This is a genomic window from Streptomyces sp. NBC_00306 (assembly GCF_036169555.1).
GTDB classification, from domain to species: Bacteria; Actinomycetota; Actinomycetes; order Streptomycetales; family Streptomycetaceae; genus Streptomyces; species Streptomyces achmelvichensis.
Genome location: NZ_CP108032.1, coordinates 4,595,655 through 4,609,120, shown reverse-complemented (window position 1 = coordinate 4,609,120; position 13,466 = coordinate 4,595,655). Strand labels below are relative to the sequence as shown.

Annotated in this window: 12 protein-coding genes; 7 read left to right on the top strand and 5 right to left on the bottom strand. The window is 71.3% G+C overall.

Translation table 11 applies throughout. The features are described from left to right. The first annotated feature begins 97 nt into the window (after positions 1-97). Positions 98-2,896 (top strand): alpha/beta hydrolase family protein, encoded by a 2,799-nt coding sequence (locus tag OHA05_RS20550; protein ID WP_328861386.1) that lies wholly within the window; start codon positions 98-100, stop codon positions 2,894-2,896. 10 nt (positions 2,897-2,906) lie between these two features. Here the strand turns inward: OHA05_RS20550 and OHA05_RS20545 are convergent, their stop codons facing one another. Continuing rightward, on the bottom strand, positions 2,907-3,308 hold the full coding sequence (locus OHA05_RS20545) for an ATP-binding protein (protein WP_328861385.1): 402 nt from the start codon (positions 3,306-3,308) through the stop codon (positions 2,907-2,909). 113 nt (positions 3,309-3,421) lie between these two features. On the opposite strand from OHA05_RS20545, the gene OHA05_RS20540 reads away from it, so the two are divergent. Continuing rightward, on the top strand, positions 3,422-4,246 hold the full coding sequence (locus OHA05_RS20540; RefSeq protein WP_328861384.1) for a helix-turn-helix domain-containing protein: 825 nt from the start codon (positions 3,422-3,424) through the stop codon (positions 4,244-4,246). After that, positions 4,243-4,479 carry a DUF397 domain-containing protein gene (locus tag OHA05_RS20535; protein ID WP_328861383.1) on the top strand — a complete coding sequence of 79 codons (237 nt, stop codon included), beginning with the start codon at positions 4,243-4,245 and terminating at the stop codon, positions 4,477-4,479. Before OHA05_RS20540 ends, OHA05_RS20535 begins: the two co-directional genes overlap by 4 nt. A 9-nt stretch (positions 4,480-4,488) precedes the next feature. On the opposite strand, the gene OHA05_RS20530 is transcribed toward OHA05_RS20535, so the two are convergent. The 4 genes from OHA05_RS20530 to OHA05_RS20515 form a co-directional block, all read right to left on the bottom strand. Next, positions 4,489-5,082, bottom strand: coding sequence for a hypothetical protein (locus tag OHA05_RS20530; protein ID WP_313944879.1), 594 nt, complete (start codon positions 5,080-5,082; stop codon positions 4,489-4,491). 198 nt (positions 5,083-5,280) lie between these two features. Beyond that, complete coding sequence (gene hemB / locus OHA05_RS20525) at positions 5,281-6,282, bottom strand: porphobilinogen synthase (RefSeq protein WP_328861382.1); 1,002 nt, start codon at positions 6,280-6,282, stop codon at positions 5,281-5,283. A gap of 57 nt (positions 6,283-6,339) precedes the next feature. After that, positions 6,340-7,047 carry a hypothetical protein gene (locus tag OHA05_RS20520; RefSeq protein WP_328861381.1) on the bottom strand — a complete coding sequence of 236 codons (708 nt, stop codon included), beginning with the start codon at positions 7,045-7,047 and terminating at the stop codon, positions 6,340-6,342. 462 nt (positions 7,048-7,509) lie between these two features. Then, the gene (locus OHA05_RS20515; RefSeq protein WP_328861380.1) at positions 7,510-7,716 is read right to left on the bottom strand and encodes a hypothetical protein; all 207 of its coding nucleotides are present in this window, start codon (positions 7,714-7,716) and stop codon (positions 7,510-7,512) included. On the opposite strand from OHA05_RS20515, the gene OHA05_RS20510 reads away from it, so the two are divergent. The 4 genes from OHA05_RS20510 to OHA05_RS20495 are packed head-to-tail and all read left to right on the top strand — an operon-like array spanning position 7,697 to position 13,045. Continuing rightward, positions 7,697-10,021 carry a HAMP domain-containing protein gene (locus OHA05_RS20510; RefSeq protein WP_328861379.1) on the top strand — a complete coding sequence of 775 codons (2,325 nt, stop codon included), beginning with the start codon at positions 7,697-7,699 and terminating at the stop codon, positions 10,019-10,021. The genes OHA05_RS20515 and OHA05_RS20510 overlap by 20 nt on opposite strands. A 6-nt stretch (positions 10,022-10,027) precedes the next feature. Beyond that, complete coding sequence (pgsB, locus tag OHA05_RS20505) at positions 10,028-11,449, top strand: poly-gamma-glutamate synthase PgsB (protein ID WP_328861378.1); 1,422 nt, start codon at positions 10,028-10,030, stop codon at positions 11,447-11,449. Beyond that, positions 11,446-11,928, top strand: coding sequence for a poly-gamma-glutamate biosynthesis protein PgsC/CapC (locus tag OHA05_RS20500; protein WP_313944885.1), 483 nt, complete (start codon positions 11,446-11,448; stop codon positions 11,926-11,928). The genes pgsB and OHA05_RS20500 overlap by 4 nt, the downstream gene beginning before the upstream one ends. Positions 11,929-11,965: 37 nt before the next feature. Then, on the top strand, positions 11,966-13,045 hold the full coding sequence (locus tag OHA05_RS20495) for a C40 family peptidase (RefSeq protein ID WP_328861377.1): 1,080 nt from the start codon (positions 11,966-11,968) through the stop codon (positions 13,043-13,045). The last annotated feature ends 421 nt before the right edge of the window (positions 13,046-13,466 follow it).

Below are 13,466 nucleotides of genomic sequence, written 5' to 3'. Positions count from 1 at the left end.
TCCATCACAGCTGTCCGCAGCCGGCAGGCAACCCGCAGGAGCCTCTCCCCGTCCTCCGAGAGCGAGAGGCTCCCGGGCCCAACCGGGCGCCCGACCCATGGGGTTGAGGAGGGGACCGTTGTTACGTGCCCGCAGAATATGGGCCACCGCGATAGCGGTGATCACGGTGGCGGGGGTGTCGCCGGCGGCGGCGCAGGCACTGCCGCAGCCACCCGACGCACGGCCCGCCACGGCGGCGAACGGCGAGAACGACCTGCCACCCGGCTGGCGGATCACGAAGACCGACGGGAACCGCGCGGTGGAGTGGCGCTCCCCCCGTCCCGTGCCGATGGGCGACGCGCGCGTGGAGTTCCACGCCGACGGCAAGCTGGTCGGCGTGCCCGAGCCGGCCGAGGACAACCGCACCTTCCGGCTGCCGCTCGACGACGCGCGCACGGCCGACCTGGCCGACCTCCAGGTGCTGGCGGCGGGCCGGCGGCTGGACCAGAAGGCGGACAGCGCCCGTGACGGGCGCTCCCGGCCCGCCGCGAAAGCGCCGGCCAAGCTCCCGGCCGGTTCCGTCGACCCGGGCAAGCCTGGCACGTACGGCACGGTCACCGGCGAGTACGCGCTCGATCCGGTCCGCCTCCCCGGCTTCCCCGCGCCCGTCGAGATGCGCGGCGTCGTCGTCGCTCCGAAGGGCGCGACCGGCAAGCGTCCCGTGGCCCTGTTCCTGCACGGCCGCCACGCCACCTGCTACGTCCCGGGCGCCGAGGACGACGTGTCCATCGACTGGCCCTGCGCCAAGGGTGCCAAGCCCATCCCGAGCCATCAGGGATATCTGCGCGACCAGAAGCTGCTGGCCTCCCAGGGTTATGTGACCGTGTCGATCTCCGCCAACGGCGTCAACGGCCAGGACGGCGATGTCGACGACGGCGGCGCGCAGGCCCGCTCCTCGCTGGTGCGCACGCATCTCGCCCGCTGGGCCGACTGGGCCGCGTCGCCCGCCAAGGCACCGGCGGCCGTGCGCAAGGCACCGAAGACAGACCTCTCCCGCGTCCTGCTCGTCGGCCACTCGCGCGGTGGCGAGGGCGTCAACCGGGCCGCCATGGACAGCCTCTACCCGCCCCCGCCTGCCCAGGACGGCTACCGGGGAAAGGTGCGCTGGCACATCCGCGGAACCGTGCTCATCGGCCCGACGATCTTCGGCCAGAACCCGGTTCCGGACGTCCCCTCGCTGACGATCCTGCCGGGCTGCGACGGTGACGTCTCCGACCTCCAGGGCCAGGTGTACGCGGACGGCACCCGCGGTGTGAGCCGGGGCAAGGCCCTGCACGGCGCGGTCTACATGGTCGGCGCCAACCACAACTACTTCAACAGCGAGTGGACGCCGGGCCAGGCCCAGGCACCCGCGAACGACGACTTCTGGCAGGACCCCGAGCAGCCCGACCCGGTGTGCTCGCCGGGCACCGCGACCCGGCTGACGGCCGACCAGCAGCACCGGGCCGGCGCCACCTACATCGCCGCCGCTGCCCGGCTGTTCGTCGCCGGGGACGACCGCGTGCGCGAGCTGGTCGACGGCACCGGCCGCCGCGCCCCCTCCGCCGACCCGGCGCGGGTGCTGACCCACGCGGTCGGTGCCAACCGCGGCGCCGGGTTCCTCCCGGACGGCTCCGTGAAGGTGACCGGCGGACGGCTGTGCTCCGCCATCGACCCCGACCCGCGCACCGCCTGCCTGAACCCGGAGAAGGACAGCGCCTCACCGCACTTCGCCGGCTGGGGACCGGACCGCGAGACGGGCCGCCGGGCGGTGGCCATGCGCTGGTCCGCCCCCGGTACGGCGGTGAAGGTGCGTCCCGACAAGCCCCTCTCCGTCAAGGGCGCCCAGAGCCTCGCGCTGCGCGTCTTCGTCCCGGCGAACTCCACCGGCACACAACTGGACGTGTCCGTCACGGACGCCTCCGGCAAGCGGGCGAACCTCGGCCGCGTCCGGGTGGACGGGCTGCCGGGCAGCGACCGCACCGCCTCCTCCTGGGCACGCGAGGTGCGCGTACCGATCACCGCCGCCTCGCGCGCCGGTCTCGACCTGAAGCGGATCGCCTCCCTGGAGCTGACCCCGCGCAGCCGCTCCGGACAGGCGTGGCTGATGGACGCCTGGGCGTGGAGCCCCGGCACCCCCGCGGTACGGGAGGCCCCGCTGACCCGTGTCGACATCGGCCGTCTGAACGTCAAGGAGGGCAACGCCGGCACCCGCACGTACGAGGTCCCCGTCCGCATGTCCGGCAAGGGCAGCGGCACGGTACGGATGTTCGCCATCGACCCGGCCACCGGCACCGCGAAGGAGCGGCTGGTGACCGTACGGCCCGGCGGCCAGGTCGCCAACCTGACCGTGAAGGTCACCGGCAACACCCGGTACTCCTGGGACGTGGGCCACGACGTGCTCGTGAAGGCGGTGCGAGGCTCCGTCGTCGGCTCGCACGCCGGCGGGGTCACCGCCGAGAACGACGACGCGATGCCGACGATCACCATGAAGCCGGTCGCCGACAAGGTGACCGAAGGGAAGCCCCTGACATGGCGGCTCTCCCTGTCGGCGCCCGCCGACGTGGAGCTGTCGAGGACGCTGAAGATCGTCCCCGCCACGGCGGGCCCCGAGTTGACCACCAAGGACGTCGACCGGCAGTGGCTCACCGACACGTTCGGCGACGTCCCGGACGGTGACGTGCCTCTGTCCAAGCTGGACTGGCCCTACCTGTGGGCCTCGGTGCCCGCCGGGAAGACCAGCGCCGAGGTGACCGTCCCCACGGCCGCCGACAAGGTGACCGAGCAGACGGAGCACCTGCTCCTCCAGCCCGTCAACGACGAGGACGGCAAGCCGGACGGTCCGGCGGTGACCGGCACGGTGCTCGACGCGCCGTAGGCACCACGCCTCACCGCAGGGTGAAAGCGCACCACACCACCTTGCCCGGATCGCGTTGGCCGACACCCCAGGTGTCGGCCAACGCGTCCACCAGCAGCAGCCCGCGCCCCGACTCCCCGTCCGGCTCACGCACACCCGGCCGCCCGTCACCGCTGTCGTGCACCTCGACCCTCAGCGCGGCCCCCTGCTCGTACAGCCATAGCCGCAGCAGATACCCGCGCCCCGGCGGTACGCCGTGCACCAGCGCGTTCGTCGCGAGCTCGCTCACGCACAACGTGATGTCGTCGGCCCTGGCGGCCCAGCCCCACGCGCTCAGCGCGTCCCGCGCGAACTCCCGTGCCGCGGCGACCGATCGGCGTTCGCGGCGGCAGAACAGCTCGCGCAGATCCTCGTGTTGCATCGTCTTGTCCACGCGGCGAGAGTCGCGTCCCGTGACGGGGTGACAGCACTGCGCGGACCCGTACGTTTCATCTGTACGGGTCGTGGAGGCGTAACGTACGCCCGTGTCCGGGGAGTTGGTCGGACATGCACTCCAGGAGACGTCCACGGAAGAACGCCTCGGCGATGCGGCTGGTCGGCCGCCAGCTCGCCCGCTTCCGCGAGGCCGCGGGCCTGACCCAAAGGGCACTCGCGGCCGAGTTCAACCTCGCCGAGCAGACCGTCGCCTCGATCGAACAGGGCCGCCGCCCGCTGAAACCGGACCTCGCCGCGCGCTTCGACGACCGCCTCGACACGAAGGGGGCGCTGTCGGTCGCGGTGGACAACATGCCGGAGGTGGACCTGATCCCGGCGTGGGCGGAGGAGTACATGGACCTGGAGCGGGAGGCGATCGCTCTGTCCTGGTACGACAACCAGGTCGTGCCCGGCCTGCTCCAGACCGAGCGCTATGCGCGCGGGGTCTTCCGCAGCCGGGTGCCCGCCTTCAGCGCGGACGACATCGAGGCACAGGTCACGAACCGTGTCGGGCGTCAGGAGATCCTCACCCGGACGCACCCGCCGACGATCAGCTTCGTCATGTGGGAGGCGATCCTCCTGGACCGCATCGGCGGCGACGAGGTGTACGAGGAGCAGGTGCGCCGCCTGCGCGTGTGCGCCGAACTGCCGGGCGTCTCACTCCAGGTCATGCCGTTCGGCCGCACCAGCCACGCCGGACTCAACGGACCGTTCATCCTGCTGGAGACCCCCGATCATCAGCTGCTCGGCTACACCGAGAGCCAGCGCGGCAGCCAGTTGCTCACAGACCCCGACGAGGTCAGCATCCTCTCCTGCAAATATGCGATGCTGCGGACTCAGGCCCTCAACCCCGAAGAAACCAAGGGCCTGTTGGACCGGCTGCTGGGAGAGAGATGAGCACCCCACTGAAGTGGTTCAAGTCCAGCTACAGCGGCAGCGAGGGCGGACAGTGCCTCGAAGTCGCCTACGACTGGCGCAAGTCCACCTACAGCGGCGACGAGGGCGGCGCCTGCGTCGAGGTCGCCGCCCACCCCGCCGCGATCCACGTCCGCGACTCGAAGAACCCCGGCGGCCCGAGCCTCACGCTCGACCCGGCCGCCTGGGCGTCCTTCGTGGGCGGGCTCGCCTGACGTCGGGACTCAGCACTCACCGGTCCGGCTCGACACGGCGTACGTGAACTTCGGCAGCTTCACCGTGCGGCCGAGGCCGCCGGGCGCGACGGTCTCGATGAAGCCCGTGTGGGTGCGCTTGACGTCCATGCAGAACCACGCTCCAGCGCCGTCGGCCGTTATGGCGTACCGCGCCTGATCCGCCGTCGGCTCTCCGGCGAGCTCGGCGTCCACCCCGAACTGCGGGGCGCCGCCGTCTCCGTACTCGACGATCTCCTGCTCGACCTTGATGGCGTATTCACCCTCGAAGTCGGCGGGCGAGTCGGCCTCGAACGGGCCGCCGTGGACGGTGCTGCCGTCCAGGGACGCGGTGGCGCCCTTGACCGCACTGGTCAACTCGTCGTCGCTCCACCCCACGTCGTCCTGGACCTTGAGGCCCTGCACTCCGACGACGACTCCGCCGACGGCCATCGCGACCAGGAGGAAGCGAGCCGCGACGAAGGCGCCGTCCGAGACGTCCGGGGCCGAGGGATTCCAAGACTCCCGCCAGGAGCGGACCCGATCCGCCTTGACGCAGGCCATGAGGATCAGCAGGCCCGAGAGCACGAAAGTGACCGTTGCCATTCCCGTCACGCCTTGTCCTCCGGTGTCGTTGCGCGGTGTTCTCCGGGGCCAGGGCACCCGTGCCCGGCTTCGCCGGAGGGCAGCCCGGCACCTCGAACAGCGAACGACTCTAACCGCACCGGCACACGGTGCCCGCACCGGGGAGGTCCGGGCCTCACCCTCCGGTGAAACCCGGCCGCCTCCCCGCAGGCCGCTGCGTCAGCCGGTTGCGCTCAGGCCCTGGGCGACCTCGGTCGCCCAGTAGGTCAGGATCATGCTCGCGCCCGCGCGCTTGATGCCGAGCAGCGTCTCCGCGATCGCCTTCTCGCGGTCGATCCAGCCCTTCTCGGCCGCGGCCTCGACCATCGCGTACTCGCCGCTGATCTGGTACGCGGCGACCGGTACGTCCACGGTCTCCGCGACCTTCGCCAGGACGTCGAGGTAGGGGCCCGCGGGCTTCACCATCACCATGTCGGCGCCCTCTTCGAGGTCGAGCGCCAACTCCCGCAGGGATTCCCGCAGGTTGGCGGGGTCCTGCTGGTACGTCTTGCGGTCTCCCTGGAGTGAGGAGCCGACGGCCTCGCGGAACGGCCCGAAGAAGGCCGAGGAGTACTTCACGGTGTAGGCGAGGATCGACACGTCCTCCTTGCCGATCGTGTCGAGCGCGTCGCGGACGACACCGACCTGGCCGTCCATCATGCCGCTGGGACCCACGACATGGACGCCGGCGTCGGCCTGGACCTGGGCCATCTCGGCGTACCGCTCCAGCGTCGCGTCGTTGTCGACCCGGCCGTGCTCGTCCAGTACGCCGCAGTGCCCGTGGTCGGTGTACTCGTCCAGGCACAGGTCCGACATGATCACGAGCTCGTCCCCGACCTCGGCACGGACATCGCGGATGGCGACCTGGAGGATGCCGTCCGGGTCGGTGCCGGCGGTCCCGGCGGCGTCCTTCTTGGCGTCCTCGGGCACACCGAAGAGCATGATCCCGGCGACCCCGGCCTCGCGCGCCTCGACGGCGGCCTTCCGCAGGGTGTCGCGGGTGTGCTGGACGACACCGGGCATCGCGCTGATGGGCACCGGCTCGCCGATCCCTTCCCGCACGAAGGCGGGCAGGATCAGGTCGGCCGGGTGCAGCCGGGTCTCGGCGACCATGCGGCGCATGGCGGGATTGACCCGCAGCCGCCGCGGCCGGGCCCCGGGGAAGGATCCGTACGCAGTCATGGGACCTACGCTACGCCCGTCCGAATACCCCACGTACCGACATTCCGTCGGGGCCGGTCAGGGCCCGGCCCAGCCGTCCACGACCGTCGCGACCGCCCGCGCCGACGCCTCGAGACCGGCCTCGTCGGCGCGCGAGCTCGTGTTCAGCTCCACATGGAGGAAGCGCCGGTCCTCCCGGTCCGCGGCCCGCCCCTGCACATTGTCGGTGCCGGACAGTTTGCAGTCGCGCTCCCAGGCCCGGCAGACCCTGAGCCCGGCGGAGCCGAACGCGGTCGCGAGCCTTCTGGCGTCCGCGACGGCGTGATTGCCGGAGCCGGTGGAGACCACGGCGTCGAACCGCGGGAAGGAGTCGTCCGCGAAGCCGTGCAGTTGCACCCCCGGCAGCCCGCGGTCCATCAGCTCCGACACGACCCCGTGGAAGACGGAGTCGGTGCGGTGGGCCACGTCGGCGGCATCGCCCCTGCCCGCCGTACGGTGCGCACCGGCCACAACCAGCACGCCCCCGGGGGTGCCGCGCAACACCCGTGCTCCCAGGCGTTCCGTGTCGAGGTCGGCGATCGGGTGCGGCACCTGCACCGACCAGCGCGGTGGTGCGTCCAGGTCGATGTAGACCCGGCCCCAGCCCCGGTTCGCGCCATCGGTACGGGCCGCGGCGTCGGACACCTCGGCGAACCGGCGCCCGCCGACGGTGTCGGTGAACGTCCGTACGGTGAAGTCGACTTCGGCGAGCCGGGTGCGGGCCTCGGTCTCTTTTCCGTCCAGCACCAGCGCGACGCCTTCGGTGACGGCGCGACGTTCGCCCCGGGTGGGAATCCGGTAGCCGCCCCGCGCACCGAATCCTTCGGTGAAGCGGGCGACCCGGTCCTCCAGATCGGCCTTCGAAACGGACTGAGCCCGCGGCGCTTCCCTCCTGTCGTCAGAAGGTTGTACGCCGCCTCGCGTGATACACGCCACTATCACGCAGAGGGAAGCGGCAATTCCGAAAGTTATGCCAATCGTTATCCGCTTTGCAGCTGATGAGCTCATAGTCAGATGAAAATATCCGAGTGACCATGACTGCCGCTCCATGCGCCTCCGCCCGGACAGGTGACGCCCCACGAGGGTGTGCGTCCCTGTCCTGCCGCGGAACCCTTGGTGCCCGCGTCGGCAGTGGACCCCGTTCCCGGCCCCTGGCAGGTCTGCTCGGATGACAGGCCCCGGTGCGCGCCGGCAGGTATGCCGCGCGCGTCACCCCCACGCGGCGTAGCGCCGCGCCACCGCACCACCCCACACACTCACCGTGCCGTCGACCCCGGCACGCAGTCCACCCACCTTGTTCCGGCACTCCACGCGGGCACCGGAGCGTTCTTCGAGGGAGCCTCCGTTGGCCGCGTCGCGCACGAAGCGACGGCACAAAGTCCGCCGCAGGGCGGACATGTCACTGCTGGGGGGCATACGACCCCCCATCGCCGTGCTGTCCGTCCTGCTGCTCTGCATCGCCGCGCTCACGGCGTTCCAGCTCGGACGCGCCGGCAACGATCCCGTTCCGGAGGCGGTACGCACCTCGCAGCAGTACTTCGCCGAGGACGGCGCCATCGCGCTGCGGGCATCGCTCGACGAGAGCATCACCGACCTCGGCCGCACCACCGCGATGTTCAACGCGGGCGAGCCCGTCTCGGCGGACACCGTGCTCGACAAGCTCGGCAGCGTCTACCAGAAGTGGAGCGGCACCGCCGTCATCGAGATCAAGTCCGGGCGGCTCGAGGCCCAGCGCGGTGAGAACCTGCCGCTGACCGCCGTCGACCGGACGAAGCTCGGCGACAAGGACGGGCTGGCCCCGCGCATGGTCCGGCTGGAGAACGGCGGGACGCGCCTGCTGACCTTCGGCGTCCTGTCCTGGCCCGACCGGCCGCAGTTGCTGCTCATCGCCTCCAGCAGCCTGAAGTTCCCGGGTGTGAGCCTCGGCGCCGACCGCGCGATCGCGGTGGTCGACGCCTCGGGACAGGTCCTCAGCAGCGACGGTCTGCCCGACGCCGGCCGCGGCGCCTCCGCCACGGCGCGCGCGAACGCCGAACGCGCCGACAAGGACCTCGCCGGCTTCGCCGAGACAGCGGCCGGCAAGGCCCGCCAGCACCCGCTCAAGTCCAAGGCACCCGGCTCCGGCGGCTTCCCCGGCGTCAGCGGCAGCCTGCTCGGCGACTCCCACGGAACCGAGCGCCCGGTCGCCGGCTACGCCGCCCTGACCGGCCCGGTGCCCGGTGAAGGCACCGAGTCGACCGCACTCGGCCTGACCGTCGTCTCCCTCGTCGACGTCACCGAGAACCGCGCCGCCGCGCTCGACTCCTTCTTCTGGATCGCCGCCGCCGGCGCGCTGCTCCTCATCGGCGCCCTCGCGGTCGCGTTGCTGATCGGCACCGTCCAACGGCCCCTGCTCCAGCTCTTCCTGGAGAGCCGCCGGCTCAGCCGCGGCGACCTCACCCGTCCGGTGACCCAGCCCAAGTACGGAGAGGCCTCGCGGATCGGAGCCGTCCTGGAACGGCTGCGCCGCCAGCTGCTCGGCGAGCCTGCGCAGTCCGACCGCCACGAGGCGGGAGACCGCCGCGGGCGGCGCGGCAGGATCGGCATGCGCGCGCTCGTCGCCGTCTGCGGCATCCTGCTGCTCGTCTGGGCGGTGCCGCTCGTGCTGCTGCTCAACCGGGCCGGAGCCGCCGTCCTCGTACCGAAGTCGATCGTCCAGGACCAGCGGGAGCGCACCGACACCCTGGCCGACCGGATCCGCCGCGCGCTCAACGAGGGCCATGCCGACCTCACGTCGGTGGCGTCCGTACTGGACCAGCGCACCACCCCGGCCGCGATGACCGAGGCGCTGGAGCAGACCCGCAGCCAGCACGCCCGCTACACCTCGATCTATGTGCTCACCGCGGACGGCACCGTCACGGCCAAGTCCGGCTCCGAGCCGCGCCACCCGCGCGGCAAGGGCCCGTCCACGCAGCCCGTCGCCCTGCTCGGCGAGGGAGGCAACGAACCGATCGTCGTCGAGTACGCAGCCGTCCCCGGCCTCAAGGGCGCGGCCGTCGTCGGCGAGTTGCGCATCGGCTACCTCAACGCGCTCCTCAAGCGGCCGGGCCTCGGCCAGATCCGCGTCGTCGACGAGAAGCACCGGGTGATCGGCGCCAACAACGGCTACCTGGCCTTCGACAAGCTGCCGGCGGGCCGGATCGACGCCCTGGTGACCAAGGTCAACAGCACGCAGGCCGGCAAGGACGGCGCCAAGAACGGCAGCGAGAACGGCGACGGGAAGAAGGCCGACGGCGAGGAGGCCGACTCCACCCGTCCGAGCGCCACGGTCATCCGCAGCGGAGGCGTGACCATCGCGGCCGCGGCCCCCTTCGACGGAGGCGGCGCCGCCGCCCCGCTGAAGTGGACCGTGGTCAGCTGGCAGCCCGCCAAGGGCCTCGCCATCCCGGCGTACGAGGCACAGAACCGCACCGTACTGGCCGGGCTGCTCGGTCTCACGGCCGCCACCGCCTGCCTCGGCTGGCTGCACATCATCGTCGTACGCCCCCTGCGCGAACTCGCCCAGCGGGCCGAGGCGCTCGCCGGCGGCGACCGGCGCACCGTCATCTACCCGCGCCACCACGACGAGGTCGGGGCCGTCACCCGCAGCCTCGAAGTCATCCGCCAGCAGCTGCACGAGCAGCGCAAGCGCGAGGCCGGAGCCGGCGTGTCCGGCAGCACCACCCCGGCCGGAAGGACCTGAACCGCCGTGCTCTTCCTCTACACCGTGCTCGTCGTCTGCTGCACGATCATGCTGATCGCCGGCATCGTCGAGCAGCGGCGGCACTTCGCCAGCCTCGACCAGATACCGACGCGGGTGCTGGTCAACGGCATCCGCGGAAAAAGCTCCATCACCCGCCTGTGCGCGGGCGCGTTGCGCGGCGGCGGACTGACGACGGTCGCCAAGACCACCGGAACCGCCGCCCGCTTCATCCACCCCGACGCCACCGAGGAGCCGGTCTACCGCAAGTTCGGCATCGCGAACGTCGTCGAGCAGATCGGCATCGTGCGGCGCGCCGCCTCCTACCGGCCGGACGCGCTGGTCATGGAGTGCATGGCCGTGATGCCCGCGCTCCAGGAGATCAACCAGTCCAAGCTGATCCAGTCCACGATCGGCGTGCTGTGCAACGTCCGTGAGGACCATGTCGCGGAGATGGGCCCGACGCTCGACGACATCGCGCGCTCGCTGTCCCGCTCCATGCCGCACGGCGGCATCTGCGTCACCGCCGAGAAGGACCGCTTCGACGTCCTCCAGGAGGAGGCCGACAAGCGCGACTGCCAGCTGATCTACGCCGACCCCGAGACGGTCTCCGACGAAGAGCTGCGCGGCTTCAGCTGGTTCACCTTCAAGGAGAACGTGGCCATCGCGCTCACCGTCGCCGACCTGCTCGGTGTCGACCGCGCCACCGCGCTCCAGGGCATGTACGACGCACCGCCGGACCCGGGTGTCCTCTCCGTCGAGCGCTACCTCGCACCCGGCGGCAAGCGGCTGCGCTTCGCCAACGTCTTCGCGGCCAACGACCCCGAGTCGACGCTGATGAACATCAACCAGCTGCTCGACCTCGGCGCGATCAACAGACCGCTGAACGTCGTGATCAACTGCCGCCCCGACCGTGTCGAGCGCAACGGCCAGATGGGCCAGATCATCCCCGACCTCCAGCCCGACAAGGTGTTCGTCATCGGCCACCCGGCCAAGAGCGCCATCGACGCCATCCCCGCCGAGTGGCGTGGGCACGCCGTCGACCTCGGCGGCGACGGTCGTGACGGTGAGGAGTTCATGCACGAACTCCTCGGCAATCTCGGCGAGAACTCCTCACTCGTCGCCATCGGCAACATCCACGGCCAGGGCGAGGTCCTCCTCGAACACCTCGCGGAGCTGCCCCCCGACGAGTCGGACGACGACGACATCCCGGACGGGCCCGAGGGCACCCCGGAGCACGCCCGGCACGAACACACCATGTCGCTGTACGTGCAGCACCTCGACCCGTACGCGCACCTGCCCGCCGCCACCGAGGAGCGCCGTGTGCAGGGCAGGCCCGGGCCGCGGCAGCACCACCCTGAGGCGTACCCCCACCAGCAGCAGCACCCCTCGATCCCCCAGCAGTGGCAGAACCCAGGAGAGCCCCGTTGATCCCCGCCGTCCTCACCCCCGAGATCGCCGCGATCGGTATCGCGCTGGGCCTGCTGTTCTCGCTGCTGTGCTACCTGACCACCAACCTGTCGCCCGGCGGCATGATCACGCCGGGCTGGCTGGCCCTGACGCTCATCGAGGACCTCCAGCGCGCCGCGCTGGTCGTCGGTGTCACCGTGCTGACGTACGTCCTCACGCTCGTCACCCAGCGCTTCGTGATCCTGTACGGCAAGCGGCTGTTCGCCGCGGTGGTGCTCATCGGCGTACTGCTCCAGGCCACCGTGGTGATCGTGCTCCAGATGGAGTTCCCGCTCCTGTACGCCAATCAGACCCTCGGTTTCATCGTGCCGGGCCTCATCGCCTACCAGCTGGTGCGCCAGCCCAAGGGCGCCACGCTTCTCGCGACCGGATCGGCGACGCTCACCACGTACGTCGTCCTGACCGCGGGAATCCTGCTCGGCCTCATGCCGCACGCGTGACGCCCCGTCCGCCGAACGACCCATCCGGAGCCAGCGAATGACCGCCAAGTCCAAGAGCCGCACACGTCCCGTACTGCACGTGGCCACCGTGATCGCGCTGCTGGCAGGCAGCGCATACTTCACGATCGAGCTGCGCAAGGAGGAGCAGGCCAACGCGCCCGCCATCCAGACGGTCACCGACAAGCCCGTCGACGCGGGCAGCGTCGACGACGACGGGTCGCAGAAGTGGGAGCGGCTGAAGAACCCCGCCCGCTCGGTGCTGCGCGGCGGTGACGGCGACGTGCTCGCCACCTTCACCGACGGCGCCCGCACCGCCACCCTCACCGGCCCGAGCCGCACCTTCGCCGAGCCCGCCACCACCAAGTCCAAGGTGGTGACGGAGAACTGGGTCCGGCTGATGCCGGAGGAGTGGCGCAAGGGTGCCGAGCGCGAGCAGTGGTTCAAGGAATGGTTCAAGGAGTACTACGGCAGCGGCAAGGAGGACCTGTTCGCCATCGCGTTCCAGTACGGCGACCAGGCACCGGTCAAGAAGGACGCCGACGGCACGCAGTACGCGGGCGACGCGGCGTTCGGTCCGCTGAACCCGAACGCGACTCCGGAGGGCGGCGATCTGCGCCTGGAGCAGTCGGACTTCTACGACTACCTGGGCCGCTCGTACACGTTCCGCAACGGCACGACTCTCGCGGCGGAACCGGCGAAGTACCGGGCCATCGACTGCTCCGGCTTCATCCGTACGGTCTTCGGCTACCGGGCCCGCTACCCGCTGATGGCGACGGACGAGGCGGGCGACGGCCTGCCGCGCACGGCGAACGGCATGGCCCGCTCGAAGGCGGGCGTCGACGTGATCCCCCTGAAGGGCATCACCCCGAAGGACCGCCCCAGCTCGATCGACGTGCTCCAGCCGGGCGACCTGGTCTTCTTCAAGCTCGACGCCCGCACGGCGCAGCGCCTGGACCACATCGGCATGTACCTGGGCAACGACGAGGACGGCCACAAGATCTTCATCTCGAGCCGCGAGGAGGCGAACGGCCCGACGATCGGCGACAAGGGAGGCACGTCGCGCCTGGACGGCAACGGCTACTACGCGTCGAAGCTGCGCAGCGCGAAGCGGTTGTGATGCTCACGCGCTCGGGGTGAGCCCGGACATCCCGCGCCGCCATGGGGCTGCGGCCCGCACATTCGCCTCGCCGGCGATTGAGGCGGGCGTGTCCTCAATCGCCGGACGGGCTGAACTTGCCCGGACATCCAGCCTCGCCGTGGAGCTGGGCCCGCACATTCAGCCTCGCCGGCGATTGAGGCGCGGGGTCCGGGGCAGCGCCCCGGGAACCGGCCGCACCACCGTCGTGGGGCACGCCCTACGGGCGTGTCCTCAATCGCCGGACGGGCTCAACTTGCCCGCACAACCAGCCCCACCATGGGCTGGGCCCGCACATCCAGCCCCGCCGGCGATTGAGGCGCGGGGTCCGGGGCAGCGCCCCGGGAACCGGCCGCACCACCGTCGTGGAGCACGCCGGACGGGCTGAACCTGCCCCGCACGC